This window comes from Labrys wisconsinensis (genome assembly GCF_030814995.1).
Lineage (GTDB): Bacteria > Pseudomonadota > Alphaproteobacteria > Rhizobiales > Labraceae > Labrys > Labrys wisconsinensis.
On the sequence record NZ_JAUSVX010000008.1, the window covers coordinates 21242 to 40721 of the forward strand.

Below are 19480 nucleotides of genomic sequence, written 5' to 3' on the forward strand. Positions count from 1 at the left end.
CCGCGACGAGTCCCGTTGCACCGGCAACGCGCTCGAGGCTTCAGAGGCGGCCGAGCAGCTCCGTCTTCTTGGCCGTGAATTCCTCCTGCGTGAGGATGCCCTTGGCGTGCAGGTCGGCCAGCCGCTCGATCGCCGCGAACAGCGCGTCATGGCTGGCCGGCGCCGAGGGTCTTGTGGCGAGCTCCGGCGTGGCCGGCGCCGTTTCGGCGTGCTGCCGGGCGGCAGGCTCCGCTATCGCCGGCGCAGCGGGCTGCGCTGTCGCCGGCGCAGCGGGTTCCGCTGTCGCCGGCGCAGCGATCTCGCGCGGCTCGGCCGACGCGGCCGCCTCGTCCCCCAGGCGCGGCAGGTCCGCGAGCCGGACGTCGCCATGCTGGCTGGTGAAGGCCAGCCGCTGGCCGGCGCCCTGCTGCTGGGAGACGCCGGAGATGCGGTGGTCGCCGGTGTCGTAGACGCTGATCCGCCCGGCCTCGTCGATGGCGAGGCGGTGCGTGTCGGGGAAGAAGGCATAGCGCAGGTCGTTCTGCCCGCCGGCCGTCGACGGCCGGCCGAGACCCTGGGGCCACCATTCGCCGAACGGGGAGGCTCCCCTCCCGGCTGCGAAGACCGGCATCTGCCGCATCATGCCGGCGAGGTCCGAGCAGGCGGCGTCCACCCGGGCCTTCAGGCCGTGGTTGAACATGTCGCCGATCATGATCATGCCGCCCTGCGACCATTGCCCCATGCCGCCGAGGTCGGGGTGGCTGAACTGCGCCATGCCGCCGCCGCCGGCGACGAGGGCGCGCAGCAGCGCCTGCACCGCATCCTCGCCGAGGCCGTGGCGCGCCGCGACGTCGGCGGCCATGCGCCGCGCTTCCGGAGTGAATTCCGACACTGGCCTGCTCCTTCGCCCCACATCCGGCCCGCTGCGAGGCTTCGAGCCTGTCGCCGCACCATGGGCTCGTCGCCGGCCGGTTTCAACCGGCGGCCTCTCGGGAGACCGGCCCGGCCCTCACGCGGCGATCTGCCCCTCGACCACCCTCTCGCGGATGAAGCTGGCGAGGTGCTTGGTGGCGGTCGAGGCGCCGCGCGGGGCGACCAGGGCGATGTCGAGGTCGGGCAGGTCGGGGAAGCCCTCGGCGGCACCGAGCCGGCGCCAGGCCGGCGGCACGGAGGAGATGCCGAGCACGGTGACGGCGAGCCCGGCATTGACCGCCGAGTAGACGCCGGGCAGGTGGCTCGACGTATAGGCGATGCGCCAGGGCCGGCCGATGGCGTCGAGCGCGGCCAGCGCGGTCGGGCGGCAGCGGCAGCCCTCGGGGAACATGGCGAGCGGCAGCGGGGTGATCAGCTCGGGGCGGTGGTCGCGCGCCGCGCACCACACCCGCGGCTCGTGGCGCAGCACCTCGCCGACCGGGCGGGCCGGGTCGCGCGTGATGATGGCGAGGTCGACCTCGCCGCGCTCCAGCATCGGCTCGATGCGGAAGGAGAGGTCGCAGCGCATTTCCAGCTGCACCCGCGGGAAGCGCTTGGCGAAGGCGCCCATCAGCGGCGCCACCATCAGGTCGAGGAAATCGTCCGGCACGGCGAGGCGCACCCGGCCCTCGGCCTCGTCGCCCATGATGGCGGCGAGCGCCTCGTCCTCCATGGCCAGAATGCGCCGGGCGTAGCCGATCAGCGCCTCGCCGGCCACGGTCGGCTTGACGCCGCGGCGCGAGCGCTCGAGCAGGCGCTTGCCGAGCCGGGCCTCCAGCTTGGACACGATGACGCTGACGGCGGCCTGCGTCTTGCCGAGGGCCTCGCCCGCTGCCGTGAAGCCGCCGCGGTCGACGATGGTCACGAGCGTTTCCAGGCTGTCGGTATCGAAATGGCGCATCGGATCGATCCATTTCATTCTAGTATGGATCCATAGAATACATTCGTTTCCGGATATGGAAAGAGGCAGGCATAGTGCAGCTGCCTGTTTCGGCCGCTGCGCCTCGCCCGCTCGCCTCGAGCGGCGACGGCGTGCGGCTGCGTCCGAGTGTCCCGGCCATGACCGACATCGCATCCCTTTCCGCCGCCCGGGCCCGTCCCGGCCTCGACGGCGTCGGCCTGGCGGCAATGGCGGCGGCGGTGTTCGCGGTGGCCTGGTCGCCGATCATGGTCCGGTTCACCGATATCGGCCCGGCGGCCAGCGCTTTCTGGCGCCTGCTCCTGGCTTTGCCGGTGCTGCTGGCCTGGACGCGGGCGGAGCGGATCGCGACGGGCAGCCCGGCGCGGCGCGGGCCGCTGACCGGGGAGGGCCTGCTGGCGATGTTCGCCGCCGGCATCGCCTTCGCCGCCGACCTCGCCTTCTTCCACGCCGCCCTGCCGCTGACCTCGGTCGCCAATGCCAGCTTCATCTCCAACCTGGCGCCCGTCATCTCGGTGATCGCCGCGATGGCCCTGTTCGGGGAGAAACCGAGCCCCTCGATCGTCGTCGGCCTCGTCGTGGCGCTGTTCGGCGTGGCCGTGATGACGGCCGCCCATGCCGGCGGCGACGGCGGCTTCGCCCTGCGCCAGGGCGACATCCTGGCGGTCGGGGCGGCGCTCTCCTATGCCGCCTATCTCGTGGCGCTGAAGGCGGCGCGGGCGACACGCTCGGCCGCCAACGTCACGCTCGGCTCGACGGTGGTGGCCGCGGTCGTCCTGTTCGTCATGGCGGTGATCGAGGGCGGGCCGCTGGTGCCGCACTCGGTCTCCGGCTGGCTGGCGGTGGCGACGATCGGCCTGGTCTGCCACGTCCTGGGGCAGGGGTTGAGCGCGGTCGGCATCGGCCGGCTGCCCTCGGGCGTCGTCGCTCTGATGCTGCTCGTGCATCCGGTGATCGCCGCGGTCATCGCTTTCTTCCTGTTCGGCGAGGCCCTGAGCCTGACGCAGGCCGTCGGCGGCGCGATGATCCTCGGCGCGGTCGCCCTGTCGCGACGTTGAGCGCGGTCCCCGGCCTGCGCTTGCCGGTTGACCGCGGCGCCACAATCCGCGACACCCGCCGGAGCGAGCCCCGGAGTGAGCCGATGACCGACAAGACTGCCCGTCTCGACGCGCTGATGCGGCGCGGCCCCGTCATCCCGGTGGTGACGATCGAGCGCGTCGAGGACGCCGTGCCGCTGGCGCGCGCCCTGGTCGCCGGCGGCGTCGCGGTGATCGAGGTGACGCTGCGCACCCCGGCCGGCCTGGAGGCGATCCGCCGCATCGCCGGCGAGGTGGAAGGCGCCGTGCCCGGCGCCGGCACGGTGCTGGACGAGCGGCAGGCCGAGGCCTCGGTCGCGGCGGGAGCGCAGTTCCTGGTCTCGCCAGGCTCGACCGTGGCGCTGCTCGACGCGGCGGTCGGCCTGCCGGTGCCGATGCTGCCCGGCATCGCCACGGCCAGCGAGGCGATGGCGGCGATGGAGCGCGGGCTCCGGCGCCTCAAGTTCTTCCCGGCGGAAGCGGCGGGCGGCATCGCCATGCTGAAGTCGCTGCACGGCCCGCTCGGCGAGCTCGTCTTCTGCCCGACCGGCGGCATCGATCTCGCCAAGGCGCCGGGCTATCTCGCCCTGCCCAACGTCGCCTGTGTCGGCGGCTCCTGGCTGACGCCGGCCAAGGCGGTGGCGGAGGGCGCCTGGGACGGGATCACCGAGCTGGCGCGGGGCACGGCGGCGCTCCGCCCGGCCTGAGCGGACCGGCCGTGGCAGCCGAGCCGGAGGCGGTGCTGGCCTTCTGGCGCGCCGCCGGGCCGGAGCGCTGGTTCGCCCGGGACGAGGCCTTCGACGCGCAATTCCGCCGGCGCTTCCTGGATCGGCACCTCGCGGCGGCGCGGCGCGAGCTCGACGCCTGGGCGGACCGGGCCGAGAGCGCGCTCGCCCTCATCATCCTGCTCGACCAGTTTCCGCGCAACGCCTTCCGCGGCACTGCTCACATGTACGCGACCGATCCGCTGGCGCGCCGCTTCGCCGGCCGGGCGATCGCGGCGGGCTTCCATCGGGCTGTCGAGCCGGATCTCCGGCCGTTCTTCTGCCTGCCTCTCATGCACTCGGAAGATCCGGCGGACCAGGAGCGCTCGGTGGCGCTGCATCATGGCCTCGGCCTCGATGACGGCTACGCGCTGGGCCATCGCGACATCATCCGCCGCTTCGGCCGCTTTCCACACCGCAACGCCGCCCTCGGCCGGGACAGCACGGGCGAGGAGCTGGCCTTCCTCGCCAACGGCGGCTTTGCCGGCTGAAGCCGTCCGCCGGGAGCGGGACAACGGCAAGTCCGGTGCCCGCCGCATTGCAACCGGATCGCTCGACAGCGGCCTCGGGAGGGCGTAGCCTCGTCTGGCTGGTCGGCGTTGAGTATCGGGACGTGCCATGCGGGCGCTGGTCGGGTTGCTGTTGGTGGCTGCGGCGCTGGCAGGCGCGCCCGTGGATGGCTTTGCTGCGGCACCGGCGCGCCCTGCGGTGCTCGATCCGATCTTCGGCCTGGCGCCGGTCTTCGCCCCGAAGGACAGGCCCAAATCCGTCATCGTGCTGCTGTCGGACGCCAACGGCTTCGGCCGCGACGAGATCCGGCTCGCCGGGGATTTCGTCGGGCAGGGCAGCCTGGTGATCGGCCTCAACTGGCCGGCCTGGCGCAGCCAGCTGGCGCAGCGGCGCAACGAGGGCTGCTCCGACCTGCTCGGCCATATCGAGACCATCGTGCTCCGGGTCGAGCGCGAGCGCGGCGTCGATCCTTTCCTGACGCCGATCATCGCCGGGGTCGGCCTCGGCGGCTCGGCGGCGCGGGCGCTGGCGCCCGAGGTGGCGACCCATCGCATCGCCGGCGTGGTGGCGCTGCGCTCCAGCACCTTTGTCCAGAGCGCGATGCCGATCTGCGGCGGCATCGCCCACCAGCGCCCGGACGGCTATGTCTACGAGGCGCCGCACCATGCCGCCTCGAGCCTGATGGAGGCCGACGACGAGGCCGAGGCCGCCGAGGCGGCGGAGGAGTTGCGCGAGCAGGCCCTGCCGCGCGAGCGGGACGATCTCGCCGACCTGCCGCTGACCGTCGCCGCGCCGGCGCAGCCGGCCTCGCGCCTGGTGGTGCTGCTGACGGGCGACGGCGGCATGGGCTGGATCGACCAGGGGCTGGCCAATGCCCTGGTGGCCCGCAGGATCGCGGTGGTGGCCCTCGATTCCCGCCGCTACTTCTGGACCGAGCGCGACCCGGCCAAGGTCGCCCACGATCTCCAGCGCATCCTCAAGCATTTCCGCCGGGAATGGCCGATCGAGGCGGTGGCGCTGGTCGGCTATTCCTTCGGCGCCGATTTCCTGCCGCTCGCCTACAAGCACCTCTCGGCGCGCACGCGCCGCAGCGTGGCGCTGGTGTCGCTGCTGGCGCTGTCGCCGGCGGGCGACCTGCAGATCGAGCTCAACGACGCCGATTATCCCAACGCCAAGCCGCTGCTGCCGGACGCGGCGCACATCGACGCGGCGCTGATCCAATGCGTCTACGGCGAGGACGATGCCCTCGCGGCCATGGCCTGCCCGGCGCTGGCGGCGGCGCGGCCCGACATCGACGTGCACAAGCAACCCGGCGGCCACAGCTTCAACGGCGACGTCGAGGCCCTGGCCGAGATCGTCGCCGCGCCGCTGCTGGCCGCTCCGGCCAGGCCCGCGCGGGCCCCTGTGGCAGCCACCCCTGCCGCGCCGAAGGCGGCCCCTTCCGTCCTGCAGGCGGGGAATTGATCGGCGCTGGCCGTGCTTTCCATGCGGTCCGCCAGCGCTTTTGTCGTCACCACCTGTATTCGCGTGGATGGCCGGGTCGAGCCCGGCCATGACGGTGAGGTTCCGGCACGATGTCGACGGTGAGACGGCGGCGTCCGTTTCGCGGCCGCCGCGCCGGCCCTCGTTCCCCCTACGCCGTCGGCGCGATCTTCAGCGCGGCCTCGGTGACGACGTCGTCGTCGGCGAGATCGCGATAGGGCTTGATGTCCTGCCTCTGCAGGGCGCCGTGATAGGCGCGGACGGCTTCCGACGGCGCGAGATTGCCGGAGGTGACCTCGCGCATGGTGGCGACCATGTCGAGGGGGCTTTCGGCGAGATTGATCTTGCGGCCGAACAGGGCGACGCGGGCGCCGTATCTCTCGGCCTGGGCCAGGAGCTCGAAGCAGTCGCGGGTGGTGCCGGCGCCGCCGCCGAGCACGCCGACGATGACGCTGGGATCAAAGCCGGCGAGCTCCTCCAGGGCCTTGGGGCCGTTATAGGCGATCTTGAGGAATTCGGGGCGCTGGGCCTGGGTGACGCCGGCGATGCAGCGCAGGATGCAATCGTTGACGTAATGGGGCAGGAGAGCGGGGTCGATGCCGGTGTCGACATTGGGGTTGAAGACTTCGAGGAAGTACTTGAACCGGTTGGCGGAGGCGTCGGCGCGGAAGGCGGAGAAGGCCTCGAGCGAGGCATAGTCGGCGTCGAGGTCGTTGTTGAAGGTGATGGAATAGAGGCCGAGGTCGGTGCCGACGATGGGCTGGCCTGGGGCTGGTGCGTCCGTCCCGGTGGCGACGTGGGAGAGCGAGGCGGAGCGGAAGGGGCGCGAGGGCCGCTTGGCGTAGGTGGCGCCGCGCATCACCCAGATGTCGGTGGTGTCGTTGGCGCGGATGGCGGGCTTGACCTTGCTGGTCCGGAACACGCCGCGCTGGTGCAGCGCCTCCAGGTTGGAGGCCGAGGTGAGCATGATGTCGACGACGTCCTGCTCGACGATCGCCTGCATCTGGTCCAGCCATTCCGCGCGGTTGCGCAGCCGTTCCACCGTGCCGTCGCGGGCGCGCAGCGGTCCGGCCCAGGTCAGGCTCGGGCCCATGTCGCTGTCCTTGGCGTCGGCGATGATGAAGTCGGAGCGGGTGTAGCGGCCGGCCCGGATCCGGGCGAGCTTCTCGTCGAGGCGGGTCATGCGATCCTCTGTGCGCGGGGGAAGGGGCCGTGGCGAGCCTGGCGGCTGCGACGACGGTGATGGCTATGCCGGCCTTGGATACAATTTTTTTATTTCATGTCCACAAGAAATTTCCTTTCTCACGCATTTTTGCGGCCGCAGGCGTGCGACCCTCGCATCAGCCGACATGCGTGCGGGCTGGTCATTCGGGGAAGAAAGGAAGTTTCTTTTTATTGCAGATGAAATAAAAATCTTTTATGCCGGATTCGTCAGGCCGCTTCGGCATGCCGGAGCGGCCGGCACAATCGAAACCGCCGGCGACAGGAGGGCGATCAAAGGGGCGGGGGCGGCCGATGCAGCCCCGCCGGTGCGACAGGGCCATCGCCCGCCTCGCCGGCAGCGACGACAACGACAACAACGACAAGCGAGGAAACACCATGAGGACGATCATCGGCCTGGCGACGGCGCTCATCGGCGCCGGCCTGCTCTCGGCGCCCGCGCGGGCGGAGCAGAAGGAAGTCACCGTCTGGTCCTGGTTCGTGCAGAGCACGATGCAGAAGTCGATCGCGGCCTTCGAGAAGGCCCATCCCGACGTCAAGGTGAACTACACCTATTACAATTATTCGCCGGAATACATCACCGCGCTCAAGGCGGCCGCCGCATCGGGCAGCCTGCCCGACGTGATCGGCCTGCAGCCGGGCTCGCTGACCCAGCAATATCGCGAGGACCTCACCGCGGTGAACGACCTCGCCGCCAAGGAATGGGGAGCGGACTGGGCCGAGAAGGTCTTCCCCGTCAATCGCAAGCAGATGCTGATGGGCAATCCGGCCGGCGACAAGAATTATTATATAGTCCCGCAGGAATCGCAGGTCCTGTGCATCTGGTACAACAGAAAGATCTTCGAGAAGATCGGGATTTCGGTTCCCAAGACCTATGACGACCTGAAGGCCGCCGCCAAGGCGCTGAGCGGCGCCGGCTATATCCCGATGTTCCAGGGCGCCGCCGATGGCTGGCAGAACGAGAACGTCTTCCTGATGCTCGCCAACCAGTTCGCGCCCGGCATCGTCGACAAGGCGCAGGCCGGCGAGACCAAGTGGACGGCGCCCGAGCTGATCGCGGCGATGAAGGCCTGGAAGGGCCTGTTCGACGACGGCGTGTTCCAGCAGGGCGCGCTCGGCGCCCACGCCTATCCCACCGGTGCCCAGCTCTTCGCGCAGGGCCGCGTCGGCATGATGGCGCTCGGCTCCTGGTGGATGCAGGAGAGCAAGTTCCCGCCGCCGCTGTCCGAATTCGTGCAGGCCATGGACGGCTTCGACTTCTTCTACCTGCCGCCGGTCGTGGCTGGAAACCAGGCGAGCCCGCCGGTCGGCGGCATCGACATCGGCTACGGCCTGACCAAGAACGGCGCCAAGAACGAGGCCGCCTGGACCTTCCTCGCCTCGCTCACCAACGGCGAGGGCCTGCAGGAGGCGCTCAACGACCTCAACGACCTGCCGGCCTTCGCCGGCCACGAGCCCAAGGGCGACATCTCCGACCATGTCAGGCAGATGTCGGCGCGCTTCATGGCCGACCTGCCCAAGGCCGAGAACCAGCGCTTCGCCTCGCCGGCCGTGGCCGAGGCGCTCGACAATGCGCTGGCCGGCGTCGCCGCCGGCAGCCTGGAGCCGGAGGCGGCCCTCGCCGCGGTCCAGGCGGCGACCGACAAGGCGCTAGGCAAATAGGCCCCGGCAACGAGGCACGCGGCCGGGGCGCGCGGCGTCCCGGCCGAGCATGCGGTGAAATCCGATGAGCGTTCAGACCATGTCCCTGCCAGCGGCCGCACCGGCGAGCCGGCCCCGCGCGCGCTCCCGCTATCGCGGGCCGGGGCTCTACGCCTTCGCCCTGCCGGCGGCGCTGCTCTTCGTGGTGTTCATCGCCTATCCCATCCTGTGGGTCGCCGGGCAGAGCCTCTATTCCAAGACCGCGTCCGGCCAGCGCATCTTCGTCGGCCTCGCCAATTACGGCGCCGCGCTCACCGACCCGGTGTTCTGGACCGTGGTGCGCAACATGGTGCTGTGGGGGGCGATCACGATTCCCCTGCAGATGCTGATCGGCGGGCTGCTCGCCTATTTCATCGAGCGCCACACCCATCGCCTGCGCGGCTTCTTCCGCACCATGTTCTTCCTGCCGGTCGTGACCTCGGTCTCGGTGATCAGCCTGGTCTGGGTGCAGATCTACGCGCCCTATTACGGCATCGCCCAGGAATATCTGAAGCACCTCGGCATCGTCATGGCGTCCTCGCCGATCGGCGACCCCGCCACGGCGATCTACGCGCTGATCCTGGTCAATGTCTGGCAATGGACCGGCTTCTCCATGCTGATGTACATCGCCGGCATCGCCAACCTGCCGAGCGAGGTGCTGGACGCGGCGCGGATCGACGGCGCCCGCGGCTGGCGGCTGGCCGTGCACGTCATCGTGCCGATGCTGGCGCCGGCCACCAAGTCGCTGCTGCTGCTCGGGGTGATCGGCACGCTGCAGACCTTCCCGATCGTCCATCTCATGACCGGCGGCGGGCCGAACCGGGCGAGCGAAGTGTTCGGCACCTTCATCTTCAAGCAGAGCTTCGTCATCGGCGACACCGGCGGCGGCGCCACGCTCTCGGTGATCGTGCTGGCGGTGGCGCTGGTGCTGTCGCTGGTCCAGATCGTCTTCCTCGGGGCCAGGCTCGCGCCGGCGCGCAAGGAGGGAGCATGAGTGCGCTCGCCCGGGCCAGGCTGAGGTCCTTCACCATCCATGCCGTGCTGTTCGCGGTGCTCGCCCTGTGGATGGTGCCGCAGGCCTATATGCTGTCGATCGGCCTCCGGACGCCGGCCCAGGCCTTCGATCCCGTGCTGTTCGCCTGGCCGGTGACCTTCGACAACTTCGTCACGGTGATCCGCGACAACCCGCTCGCCGGCATCTTCCTCAACAGCCTGATCGTCACGGTGGCGACGGTCGCCATCGTCGTCGCCGCGGCCTCGCTGGTCGCCTTCGCCTGCGCGGTGCTGCGGCTGAAGGGCTCCCTGGTGCTCTACACCACGCTGCTCACAACGCTGATGGTGCCGCTCGCCTCGCTGGTGCTGCCGCTCGCCATCCTGCTGCAGCGCTTCGGCTGGGTGAACACCTATTGGGGACTGATCTTCCCCTATGCCGCCCTCGGCGTGCCCTTCGCCATGGTGGTGCTGAAGGCTTTCATGGAGGATTCGCCGGCGGAGCTGTTCGAGGCGGCGCGGGTCGACGGCTGCAGCCCCTGGCAGACCTACTGGCACGTGGCGCTGCCGCTGGTGCGCCCGGCCCTGGTCTTCGTCGCGATCTGGCAGTTCATCGTCACCTGGAACGAGTTCTTCCTCGCCCTGATCGTGCTGACCAAGGCGGAGATGAAGACGCTGACCATCGTGCCGATGCAATATTCCGGCCTGTACATGGCCAACCCCGGCGCGCTGTTCGCGGTGCTGACCCTGATCGCGTTGCCCCTGATCCTGCTCTACGTCGCGGTGCAGCGCGCCTTCGTGCGCGGCCTGCTCGCCGGCGCGGTGAAGGGCTGAGCGCGGGACCCGAGAGGAGCGACCATGGCCACCCTCGCCATCGAGGACATCACCAAGACCTATGGCAGCCTTGCGGTGATCCCGCGCCTGTCGCTGGAGATCGCCGACGGCGAGTTCTGCGTGCTGGTCGGCCCGTCCGGCTGCGGCAAGTCGACCCTCCTGCGCATCATCGCCGGGCTCGAGCCGATCAGCTCCGGCCGCATCCTGATCGACGGCGTCGACGTCAGCGACGCCGAGCCGCCGGAGCGGGGCATCGCCATGGTGTTCCAGTCCTACGCGCTCTATCCCCATATGAACGTCGACCGCAACATGGGCTTCGGCCTGGAGATCGCCCGCACGCCGCGCCGCGAGATCGGCGAGCGCGTCGCGCGCGCGGCGCAGAAGCTGCGCCTCGACAGCTATCTCCACCGCAAGCCGCGCGAGCTCTCCGGCGGCCAGCGCCAGCGCGTCGCCATCGGCCGGGCGATCACCCGCAAGCCCAAGCTGTTCCTGCTCGACGAGCCGCTGTCCAACCTCGACGCGGCGCTGCGCGTCGGCATGCGGGTGGAGATCGCCCGGCTCAAGGCCGAGCTCGCCTCGACCATGGTCTACGTCACCCACGACCAGGTGGAGGCCATGACGCTGGCCGACCGCATCGTGGTCATGAACGGCGGCCGGATCGAGCAGGTCGGCACGCCGCTGGACCTCTACGAGCAGCCGGCCAACCGTTTCGTCGCCGGCTTCATCGGCTCGCCCGCCATGAACTTTCTCGCCGGCCGGGTGGAGGAGGCCCGGGAGGGCCGGGCCCGGGTGTGCCTCGCCCTCGGGCCGAGCCTCGAGGTGGCCCTGGCCGTGCCGGTCGAGGCCGGGGCGGCGGTGACGCTCGGGGTGCGGCCGGAGCATCTGCGCCTCGGCGCTGCCGGCGATGCGCCGGTCCTCGAGGGGCGCGCCTTCATGGTGGAGATGCTCGGCAGCGACACTTTCGTGCATCTGCGGGAGAAGGGCGAGGACATCGTCGTGCGCGACAGCGAGGCGCGCCGTGTGCGCATGGGCGATGCGGTGACGGTCTCGCTTCCTGCCGCTGCCTGCCATCTCTTCGGCGAGGACGGGCGGCGCCTGTCTGCCGTGCGGGTGGACCGGCCATGACGGCCCCGGCAATGCGCTTGACTCCGGCGGGGATCGCGCTATTGATCGGCGCGAAAAAGAAAGTTTCTTTTCATGTCATCTGAAGGAAAAATTCTTCAAGCGCCGCCGGACGACGGCGCGACCGCGGCGATCGACATCTTCCAGAAGCTGGTGGCGGCAGCGCGCTCGCGCGACCGCACCATGGCCGGCCTGTCGCAATGGATCATCGCCAACCAGGACCGGGCGGCAGGCCTGTCGATCTCGAGCCTGGCGCAGCAGACCGGGGTGAGCGAGACCACGGTGTTCCGCTTCTGCAAGCTGCTCGGCCTCAACGGCTACAAGGACCTGCGCTTCGCCCTGGCCGAGAGCCGCGGCCTGGCGCTCGGCGCCCAGCTCGCCGGCCTGCCCGGCGGCGGCGAGGGCGCGACGGAGCACCCGATGGCCTCGATCATGCGCCGGGTGGTCGAGGTCAATTCCGAGCAGCTGCTCAAGACCATGAGCCTGGTGTCGCTGTCGGCTCTCGAGCAGGCGACCGAGGCGCTGCTGGCCGCCAACCATATCCACCTCGTCGGCTTCGGCAGCTCGGCGCCGGTCGCCTTCGACGCTTATCAGCGCCTGCTCTGCCTCGGGCTGACGGCCAGCGCCCATTCCGATCCGCACGTGCTGGCGGCGGTGACCGCCAATGCCCGGCCGGGCGCGCTGTTCTTCGGCATCACCTGCTCGGGCCGCACCCGCGACGTGATCGAGGCCTTCGAGACCGCCGGCACGCGGGGCCTCAAGCGCATCGTCATCACCAGCGACGAGAAGGCGCCGGTGACCAAGGTCGCCGACATCGTGCTGATCTCGGCGGTGCGCCGCTCGCCGATCGCCCGCGAGGTGATCGCCACGCGCATCTCGCAGCTCGCCATCGTCGAGACGATCTGCGTGGCGCTGGCGCTGAACCATTCGGACGCCCACGAGATCGTGCACGACACCGCGCTGCTCGAGCAGGAGATCGCCAAGAAGCGCCTGCCCGAGCGCGCCCCGCCGGCCGAGCCCACCTGAACCATACCCAGGGAAAGACGCCCCATGCCCACGCACGACCCCGTCAAGGATATGATCGTCCATTGCTGCCGCCTGATGGCGCAGAAGGGCCTGATCGCCGGCACCGAAGGCAATGTCAGCGCGCGGGCGCGCGACGGCGGCATCTGGACCACGCCCTCCGACCTCAACAAGGGGGAGGTGACCGCCGAGGTGCTGGTGCGGATCGATTTCGACGGCACTATCATCGAGGGCGACCGGCGGCCCACCTCCGAGCGCTTCATGCATCTGGAGTTCTACAAGCAGCGGCCGGGCGTCAACGGCGTCGCCCACGGCCACCCGGTGTTCAGCACCGCCTATGCCGCCGCCGGCCGCAAGCTGCCCAAGGATATCCTGCCCGAGCTGGTCGCCACCATCGGCGACGTCGCCCTGGTGCCTTATGGCCGCCCCTCCGGCCCCAAGCTCGCCGCGGCGATCGCCCCCTTCATCCGCCACCACAACGCCTTCCTCCTGCAGAACCACGGCTCGATCGCCTGCGGCGCGACGGTGCTGGAGGCCTATCAGCGCCTGGAAGTGGTCGAGGCCTATTCCAAGACCTGCTGGGCGGCCGAGGCGATCGGCGGCGTCAAGCCGATGAGCCCGGCCGACATCGCCGACCTGCCCGTTCCCTCCTTCGCCTGAGCGCTGTCCCGCCTGCGGGACAGCGGTGCTCGCCACCCGGCCGACGCCATGCCCAGCGACATCTTCCTCGGTCTCGACCTCGGCACCAGCGGCTGCAAGCTGATCGCCTTCGATGCCGCCGGGCACGAGTTCGCCCGGTCGGCACGCGGCTATGCCGCGGCCAGTCCTGGGCCGGGCCTGTTCGAGCTCGATGCGGAAGCGGTCTGGGACGAGGCGGAAGCCTGCTTCCGCGAGCTCGACGCCGCCGCCCTGCCGGGACGGGTCAGGACCCTCGCGGTCTCGGTGCTGGGCGAAGCGGTGCTGCCGGTCGACCGGGCCGGCCGTCCGCTGGCGCCGGCGCCGATCAGCGCCGACCGGCGCGCCGTCGCCGAGGTCGAGGGGCTCGCCGCCGATCCCGGGGCCGAGAGCATCCATGCCGTCACCGGCCAGCCGCTCTCGACCATTCCCTCGCTGCTGAAGCTGATCTGGTGGCGCCGGCACCGGCCGGACCTCGTGGCCGGCGCCTGGAAGTTCCTGTGCTTCGGCGAGTTCGCGCTGATGCGCCTCGGCCTGTCGCCGGTCATCGACGAGAGCATGGCGGCGCGGACCATGGCCTTCGACATCGGGCGGCGGGCCTGGTCGCAGCCGCTGCTCGACAGGGCGGGGCTCTGCGCCGCTCGGCTCGCCCCGGTCGCGCCGAGCGGCACGATCCTCGGCACGGTCCCGGCGCCGGTGGCGGGCCGGCTCGCACTGCCCGAGGGCGTCGCCGTGGTGCTCGGCGGCCACGACCAGCCGATGGGGGCGCTCGGTGCCGGCGTCATCGAGCCCGGCACGGCGATGTACTCGATCGGCACCACCGAGGCGCTGGTCGTCGCCCTGGCCGCACCCTCGCCGCGGCTCGGACGCCGCAACATCCCCTGCTACGCCCATGTCGTCCCCGGCCGCAGCGTCGGCCTCGCCGGCAGCGAGAGCGGCGGGCGGGTGCTGGCCTGGTTCCGGCAGGCCATGACCTTGGATGACGGGGCGCCGTTCGAGCACCTGCTGTCCGAGCTGCCGGACACGCCGCCGGCCTGGCCGATGCTGCTGCCGCATTTCGTCGGCAGCGGCACGGTGCTCAACGATGCCGACAGCCTCGGCGCGCTGTTCGGATTGAGCCTCGACACGGGGCGGCGGGAGCTGCTGCTCGCCGTGCTGGAGGGCATCACCTTCGAGCAGGCCCTGAGCCTGGAGGCGCTGTCGGAGGCCGCCGGCCCGGTGGAGAGGCTGGCGGCGATCGGCGGCGGCTCGCGCTCGGCCCTGTGGCTGCAGATGAAGGCCGACATCCTGAACCGGCCGATCACCCGCCTCGCCGTCGCCGACGCGCCCTGCCTCGGCGGCGCCATCCTCGGGCGCTGGGCGCTGGAGCCGCGGCGGCCGGTCGCCGAGGTGGCGGCCGAGATGGTCGCCCCCGGCGAGACCTTCCGGCCGCGCCCGGGCCGCCATGCCGCCCACGCCGCCCGGCTCGCCATCTATCGCGGCCTCTATGCCGCCCTGCGGCCGCTGGCGCTGCAGCTGCGGGCCGCGCAGGCGCAGGCCGCTTCAGGGGCCGCGCCGGAGCGCGGATAGACCCCTATGGCGCCGTGCTGCGATAGCGACTGACGCTCCGATAGGTCTTGCGCGGGCCGCGGACCGACCAGGCTTCCATCCACCGCCCGTCGCCGGCGAACAGGAACCGGCCGCGGTAATGATCGTCGCCGCAGACATGCTCCAGCCGTTGGCTGCTCTCCGACGTCAGGGCGATGAAGGGCCGTCCGTCCTCGAACCGGACCTCGACCGAGCCGCTGCCGAAGGCGAGACGATAGGTGCGCTGCGCGGCGAACGTGCCGCCGGCCCGGCGGAGAATACCGCGCTCGTCGAAACGATCGGGCGAAATGCGGGCCGTGCCCTCGAACTGCGTCACCTCGCCGGTCGGAAGATCGACGATGCGCCGGCGAACGTGCCACGTCCCGCAGAAGATGATCATTGTCCCGTCTTCCGTCGCGCAACGAGACGGCCGGCCGACGCCTCTCTTGCCACTGCGGGCTGGCGGACGCGCACCGCCGGGCGGCTTGCCGGTGAGGTGGAGCTCGATCGGCCTCCGGCGGCCGCCCTACTTCTTCAGCCGCTCCAGGATCATGCGGGCCACCGGCTCGTAATTGCCGTCGAAATGGTGGCCGCCCGGGCGCTTGACGATGGTGGCCTTGGCCATCTCGGGGAAGACGCAGGCGGTCTCGTTGTCCGCGACCTCGTCCTCGCCGTAGAAGCACATCGTCTTCTCCATCGGCAGCGAGGGCAGGTAGGGCTTGAGGTCGATGTCGGAGGAGGAGGCGACGCCGAGCCAGCCGGAGACCGAGATCTCGAAGTCGGCGGTCGGCTCCAGGCCGAGCAGGGCGACGAGGTTGATCTGCTTCTTGAGAGCGGGCGAGAACTTCTGCCAGGCGAAGGGGATGACGTCGGCGCCGAGCGAATAGCCCATGACCGCCACGCGCTTGGCCCCCCAGATCTTGGTGTAGTGGGCGATGATGCGGCCGATGTCGGAGGCGACGACGTCGGGCTCCTTGGTGCTCCAGAAATAGCGCAGGGAATCGACGCCGACGACGGCGACGCCCTCCTGCTGCAGGATCTCGGCGATCGACTTGTCGATGTCGCGCCAGCCGCCGTCGCCCGAGAGCAGCACGGCGAGGCCGATCGGCGGGCCGTCGGTCGGCAGCTCCTCCAGCGGCAGGTCGCCGAGCTCCTCCTGGGGCGGAGCGCCGATCTCGAGCGCCGCCTTGAGCGCGGCGTCGAAGCGAGCCTCGTCGTCGCCGGGCACGGCGAGCGCCGCCGTGTTCTTCTTGCTCGCGTCGAGGAAGGCCTGGACGGCGGCGTCGGGCTTGTCGGCGGCGACATAGGTCCAGCGGGCGGGCAGGTCGACCATCGGCGCGTAGTTCCACAGGCCGTCATGGACCTTGGTGCCGACGGCGCCGTCGCAGATCACCAGCTTGGAGGCGAATTGCGTGCTGAAGCCGAGGCTGACGCCGCCGGCGGCGGTGTTCTCCGGCGCCTGGGCGACGGCGAGATAGGTCAGCGTGCCGCCCATCTCGCCGAGGCCGAGCAGGGTCGGCCAGCGCCAGACCTTCATGCCGAGGGCGCGCTGGCTGGCCCGGGCGGTGTCCTCGATGTCGCCGAAGGCATAGTGGCAGTCGACCTCGTCGCCCTTGGCGAGCCCATCGATCAGCTTGGGCGTGTCGATCAGCGCCACGGCGGCGCCGGCGGCGACCAGCTTCTCCGCCTTGGCCCTATACTCCGCCGTGATCCCATCCTTGTCGGAGAGCAGGGCCACCCAGATCTGCGGCTCTTCCGCGGGCGCGAGCACCGTGACCTTGCCGAGCGACTCCTCGTCCACCTGGATCTCGCGCGGCGCGGCGAAGGCCGGCGCGGCGAAGGCCAGCAGGATCGAGAGGGATAGACAGGCAAGGCGCATCAGGAGATCTCCTCGGAGAGGGCGCGTCGTGGGCTCGAGGCGATCAGGCCGGTGACGTCCATGAGAATTTGCGGCAGGGCGAGGCCGCCGGGGAAGGCGAGGTATTTCGGCCGCCATTCGGGCTTGAACTTGTCCTTGAAGGCGCGCAGGCCCTCGAAATTGTAGAAGCGGTCGCCGCGCCGGTAGAGAAAGGCGCCGATGCGGCTCCACAGCGAGGCGAGGCGGTGCGTCGCCAGGCCGGAGAGCGGCGCCATGCCGAGGTTGAACCAGGCGAAGCCCTCGCTCTTGGCCTGGGAGAGCAGGCCGATGAACAGCAGGTCCATCATGCCCGCCGGCCCGTCCGGGCGGTAGCGCATGAGGTCGACGGTGTATTCTCGCCTGTCGGCGCCGCGCCAGATATTGGCGAAGGCGACGATGCGGCCCTCGTGGCGGATCACCGCCTGATCGTAGCGCAGCATGTAGGCGCGCGACCAGAAGCCGAGCGAGAAGCCCTTCTCCTTGTTGCCCTTCTGCGTCAGCCAGAGGTTCGAGACCTCTTCCAATTCGTCGATGATCGTGCCGACCTCGGCCGCCGGCACCATGGCGAAGCTGGCGCCGCTGCGCTCGGCCTTGGCCTTGGCCTGGCGCAGGCGCCGGCCTTCGCCGCCCTCCAGGGTGAAGCGGGTGAGCGGGACCCAGGCCTCCTCGCCGAGCTTGGCCAGGGAGAAGCCGGCGTCGAGATAGGCCGGCAGGTGCTGGGTGGTCACCTGGTAGAACACCGGCATGCCGCCGTGCCGGTCGACCAGCTCCTTGAACTGCCAGACGAGGTCATCGACCTCGCCGTCGTCGGCGACGGGGTCGCCCATGGAGATCCAGCTGCGGCCCTGCACGCCGTACATGACGAAGCCGCGCCCGTCGGGCGCGAGCACGAAGCGCTTGTCGCCGAGCAGCGCGAGGTTGGCCTCCGAGCGGGGCGAGGCCGCGACCAGCGGCAGGATGCGGGCGACCTCGTCGGGGGCGGCGGGGTCGGCCGCCGGCTGCGACCGATGCAGCAGGATGTAGGCGGCGATGCCGAGCGCGGCGACGAAGACGCCGAGCGTGGCGCGCATGAAGCGCGGCGCGTCGTGGTGGTAGCCGAAGTCCCACCACAGCACGTTCTGGTACTCGACGTTGCGCCAGACGAAGAAGCCGAGCCAGATCGAGGCGCCGATGGCGACGATCACCGCCAGGATCCATTCGAAGGAGGGGCGCACCGCGAAGAGGTCGGCCTGGCGGTAGAACTCGCGTCGCGACACCAGGAGCAGGCAGACCACCACGGTGCAGACGATCGCCTCCTCGAAATCGAGGCCCTTGAGCACCGAGAACAGCGCGCCGGCCGAGAGCAGCAGGATCGCCAGCCGCCAGGCGTTGGTCATGCGCCGGACCAGCCCGTAGGCCACCACCAGCAGCACCAGGCCGATCACGCTGGCGGCGAAATGCGAGGTCTCGACGAAGGGCAGGGGAACGAAGCTGCGCAGCACGCGGATGCGGTCGTGCTCGGCCGGGGTCGCGCCCGAGAGCAGCAGCACCACGCCGCCGAGGAACACGGCGACGCCCGCGGCGCGCGGCACCAGCGGGCGGGCGAGCGAGCCCAGCGTGCCGGCGATGCGGCCGACGGTCTCGCGGCGATGGCGCACCTCGTAGGCGCCGAGCAGCGCCGAGGCGAGGCCGAAGGGCACGGCGTAGTAGACCAGGCGGAACAGGAGCAGCGAGCCGACCAGGTCGGCCTGCGGCACCAGCGGCAGGGCGACGATCATCGTCGCCTCGAACACGCCGACGCCGCCGGGCACATGGCTGACGACGCCGAGCACCGTGGCGATGGCGAAGACGACCAGGAAGCTGGCAAAGCCCGGGTCCGGGCCGTCGGGCAGGATCAGCCAGAGCGCGCAGGCGGCGGCGGTGGTGTCGAGCAGGCCGACCAGCACCGAGCCGAGCGCCGCGCCGGCGCCGGGCAGCGGCATGGTCCAGTCGGAAATGGTGACGGTGCGCGGCTTGATGGCGGAGGCCACCACCCAGGCCAGGATGGCGCCGACGATGACGGCGCCGATGGCGAGGTTGAGCCGGGCATCGAGCCCGTCGAGCGGGGCGAGCATGCTCGGCTCCAGCACCAGGCCGAGGCCGGCGACGCCGGTGATGCCGAGCCAGAAGGTGACGGCGCAGAGCATGCCGACGGCGAGGATCTGCGCCGGCTTGAGGCCATAGCCCTGGTACATGCGCCAGCGCACCGCGCCGCCGGTCAGCACGCCGAAGCCGAGCGTGTAGGTGAAGGCATGGCTGACGAAGGAGGTGAAGGCGACGGCGCGCAGCGGCACCTTGGCCCGGATATGGCGCAGGGCCAGGAGATCGTAGCCGACCAGGGCGAGGTAGGAGAGGGCGGTCGCACCGGCCGCCATCGCCACCTCGTGCCACTTGACGCGCGCGATGGCGTTCTCGACGTCGGTCCAGGTCAGCTCGGCCAGGAGATGGTAGAGGACGATGGAGGCGGCGGCGAACAGCAGCAGCCCGACGACGAGGCCCGCCTTGCTCCAGTCGATGCGCCGGAGCAGCCCGCCGATGCCGCCGGCCTCGGCGTTCTCGACCGCGGCGCGCTCCACCGCCATGGCGTCGAGGCCGCGCACCGCGGCCTGCTGCGCAGCCACGCTCGCGTCGTTGCGCTCCGGCGCCGCAACCGCTCTCGACATAGGCCCCCAAACTCCGCCGATTCCGAGCCGAGGCGCCTCGCGGACCATCCGCGGTTCAGGCCGTCGACTTGCACGCAGCGCCTTCGTTC

General features: G+C 70.8%; 18 protein-coding genes. 11 read left to right on the plus strand and 7 right to left on the minus strand.

All coding sequences use genetic code 11. From position 1 onward, the window contains the following. Positions 1–40: 40 nt before the first annotated feature. The gene (locus QO011_RS20455) at positions 41–871 is read right to left on the minus strand and encodes an SHOCT domain-containing protein (protein WP_307275692.1); all 831 of its coding nucleotides are present in this window, start codon (positions 869–871) and stop codon (positions 41–43) included. A gap of 117 nt (positions 872–988) precedes the next feature. After that, entirely contained in the window at positions 989–1870 is an 882-nt protein-coding gene (locus QO011_RS20460; RefSeq protein WP_307275694.1) for a LysR substrate-binding domain-containing protein, read from the minus strand. A gap of 140 nt (positions 1871–2010) precedes the next feature. On the opposite strand from QO011_RS20460, the gene QO011_RS20465 reads away from it, so the two are divergent. From QO011_RS20465 to QO011_RS20480, 4 genes are all read left to right on the plus strand, one after another. Next, positions 2011–2928, plus strand: coding sequence for a DMT family transporter (locus QO011_RS20465; protein WP_307275696.1), 918 nt, complete (start codon positions 2011–2013; stop codon positions 2926–2928). 83 nt (positions 2929–3011) lie between these two features. After that, the gene (locus tag QO011_RS20470) at positions 3012–3653 is read left to right on the plus strand and encodes a bifunctional 4-hydroxy-2-oxoglutarate aldolase/2-dehydro-3-deoxy-phosphogluconate aldolase (RefSeq protein WP_307275699.1); all 642 of its coding nucleotides are present in this window, start codon (positions 3012–3014) and stop codon (positions 3651–3653) included. Positions 3654–3664: 11 nt separating this feature from the next. Beyond that, on the plus strand, positions 3665–4201 hold the full coding sequence (locus QO011_RS20475) for a DUF924 family protein (RefSeq protein ID WP_307275700.1): 537 nt from the start codon (positions 3665–3667) through the stop codon (positions 4199–4201). Positions 4202–4328: 127 nt separating this feature from the next. Then, complete coding sequence (locus QO011_RS20480; protein WP_307275702.1) at positions 4329–5684, plus strand: AcvB/VirJ family lysyl-phosphatidylglycerol hydrolase; 1356 nt, start codon at positions 4329–4331, stop codon at positions 5682–5684. Between the two features lie 169 nt (positions 5685–5853). Here QO011_RS20480 and QO011_RS20485 read toward each other — a convergent pair whose 3' ends face one another. Both QO011_RS20485 and QO011_RS20490 read right to left on the minus strand, forming a co-directional pair. Continuing rightward, positions 5854–6885, minus strand: coding sequence for a hypothetical protein (locus QO011_RS20485; protein ID WP_307275704.1), 1032 nt, complete (start codon positions 6883–6885; stop codon positions 5854–5856). Between the two features lie 181 nt (positions 6886–7066). Then, a complete protein-coding gene (locus tag QO011_RS20490) occupies positions 7067–7336 on the minus strand; it encodes a hypothetical protein (protein WP_307275706.1) in 270 nt (89 codons plus the stop codon). Here QO011_RS20490 and QO011_RS20495 point away from each other — a divergent pair. The 7 genes from QO011_RS20495 to QO011_RS20525 all read left to right on the plus strand — a co-directional run bounded on the left by QO011_RS20495 (position 7302) and on the right by QO011_RS20525 (position 14816). Next, complete coding sequence (locus tag QO011_RS20495) at positions 7302–8585, plus strand: ABC transporter substrate-binding protein (protein WP_307275708.1); 1284 nt, start codon at positions 7302–7304, stop codon at positions 8583–8585. The genes QO011_RS20490 and QO011_RS20495 overlap by 35 nt on opposite strands. Positions 8586–8664: 79 nt before the next feature. Then, positions 8665–9597, plus strand: coding sequence for a carbohydrate ABC transporter permease (locus QO011_RS20500; protein ID WP_307275711.1), 933 nt, complete (start codon positions 8665–8667; stop codon positions 9595–9597). Then, entirely contained in the window at positions 9594–10427 is an 834-nt protein-coding gene (locus tag QO011_RS20505) for a carbohydrate ABC transporter permease (RefSeq protein WP_307275713.1), read from the plus strand. The genes QO011_RS20500 and QO011_RS20505 overlap by 4 nt, the downstream gene beginning before the upstream one ends. 24 nt (positions 10428–10451) lie before the next feature. Beyond that, positions 10452–11552 carry an ABC transporter ATP-binding protein gene (locus tag QO011_RS20510; protein ID WP_307275714.1) on the plus strand — a complete coding sequence of 367 codons (1101 nt, stop codon included), beginning with the start codon at positions 10452–10454 and terminating at the stop codon, positions 11550–11552. 72 nt (positions 11553–11624) lie between these two features. Continuing rightward, complete coding sequence (locus QO011_RS20515; protein ID WP_307275715.1) at positions 11625–12575, plus strand: MurR/RpiR family transcriptional regulator; 951 nt, start codon at positions 11625–11627, stop codon at positions 12573–12575. A 24-nt stretch (positions 12576–12599) separates the two neighbouring features. After that, positions 12600–13232: a class II aldolase/adducin family protein gene (locus QO011_RS20520; protein ID WP_307275719.1), complete on the plus strand. Its 633-nt coding sequence runs from the start codon at positions 12600–12602 to the stop codon at positions 13230–13232. A 48-nt stretch (positions 13233–13280) separates the two neighbouring features. Next, positions 13281–14816: an FGGY-family carbohydrate kinase gene (locus QO011_RS20525; RefSeq protein ID WP_307275720.1), complete on the plus strand. Its 1536-nt coding sequence runs from the start codon at positions 13281–13283 to the stop codon at positions 14814–14816. Positions 14817–14820: 4 nt separating this feature from the next. Here the strand turns inward: QO011_RS20525 and QO011_RS20530 are convergent, their stop codons facing one another. From QO011_RS20530 to mprF, 3 genes are all read right to left on the minus strand, one after another. Further along, complete coding sequence (locus QO011_RS20530) at positions 14821–15213, minus strand: DUF6314 family protein (RefSeq protein ID WP_307275722.1); 393 nt, start codon at positions 15211–15213, stop codon at positions 14821–14823. A gap of 126 nt (positions 15214–15339) precedes the next feature. Beyond that, positions 15340–16692 (minus strand): virulence factor family protein, encoded by a 1353-nt coding sequence (locus QO011_RS20535; protein WP_307275724.1) that lies wholly within the window; start codon positions 16690–16692, stop codon positions 15340–15342. Beyond that, positions 16692–19391: a bifunctional lysylphosphatidylglycerol flippase/synthetase MprF gene (gene mprF, locus QO011_RS20540; RefSeq protein ID WP_307275728.1), complete on the minus strand. Its 2700-nt coding sequence runs from the start codon at positions 19389–19391 to the stop codon at positions 16692–16694. Before mprF ends, QO011_RS20535 begins: the two co-directional genes overlap by 1 nt. Positions 19392–19480 lie beyond the last annotated feature (89 nt).

What these genes read in the sequence shown, in the direction of transcription:
- QO011_RS20460 (WP_307275694.1), bottom strand. Translation starts at nt 1,870, where the DNA reads ATGAAATGGATCGATCCGATGCGCCATTTCGATACCGACAGCCTGGAA.
- QO011_RS20465 (WP_307275696.1), top strand. Translation starts at nt 2,011, where the DNA reads ATGACCGACATCGCATCCCTTTCCGCCGCCCGGGCCCGTCCCGGCCTC.
- QO011_RS20470 (WP_307275699.1), top strand. Translation starts at nt 3,012, where the DNA reads ATGACCGACAAGACTGCCCGTCTCGACGCGCTGATGCGGCGCGGCCCC.
- QO011_RS20480 (WP_307275702.1), top strand. Translation starts at nt 4,329, where the DNA reads ATGCGGGCGCTGGTCGGGTTGCTGTTGGTGGCTGCGGCGCTGGCAGGC.
- QO011_RS20485 (WP_307275704.1), bottom strand. Translation starts at nt 6,885, where the DNA reads ATGACCCGCCTCGACGAGAAGCTCGCCCGGATCCGGGCCGGCCGCTAC.
- QO011_RS20495 (WP_307275708.1), top strand. Translation starts at nt 7,302, where the DNA reads ATGAGGACGATCATCGGCCTGGCGACGGCGCTCATCGGCGCCGGCCTG.
- QO011_RS20490 (WP_307275706.1), bottom strand. Translation starts at nt 7,336, where the DNA reads ATGAGCGCCGTCGCCAGGCCGATGATCGTCCTCATGGTGTTTCCTCGC.
- QO011_RS20500 (WP_307275711.1), top strand. Translation starts at nt 8,665, where the DNA reads ATGTCCCTGCCAGCGGCCGCACCGGCGAGCCGGCCCCGCGCGCGCTCC.
- QO011_RS20505 (WP_307275713.1), top strand. Translation starts at nt 9,594, where the DNA reads ATGAGTGCGCTCGCCCGGGCCAGGCTGAGGTCCTTCACCATCCATGCC.
- QO011_RS20510 (WP_307275714.1), top strand. Translation starts at nt 10,452, where the DNA reads ATGGCCACCCTCGCCATCGAGGACATCACCAAGACCTATGGCAGCCTT.
- QO011_RS20515 (WP_307275715.1), top strand. Translation starts at nt 11,625, where the DNA reads ATGTCATCTGAAGGAAAAATTCTTCAAGCGCCGCCGGACGACGGCGCG.
- QO011_RS20520 (WP_307275719.1), top strand. Translation starts at nt 12,600, where the DNA reads ATGCCCACGCACGACCCCGTCAAGGATATGATCGTCCATTGCTGCCGC.
- QO011_RS20525 (WP_307275720.1), top strand. Translation starts at nt 13,281, where the DNA reads ATGCCCAGCGACATCTTCCTCGGTCTCGACCTCGGCACCAGCGGCTGC.
- QO011_RS20530 (WP_307275722.1), bottom strand. Translation starts at nt 15,213, where the DNA reads ATGATCATCTTCTGCGGGACGTGGCACGTTCGCCGGCGCATCGTCGAT.
- QO011_RS20535 (WP_307275724.1), bottom strand. Translation starts at nt 16,692, where the DNA reads ATGCGCCTTGCCTGTCTATCCCTCTCGATCCTGCTGGCCTTCGCCGCG.
- mprF (WP_307275728.1), bottom strand. Translation starts at nt 19,391, where the DNA reads ATGTCGAGAGCGGTTGCGGCGCCGGAGCGCAACGACGCGAGCGTGGCT.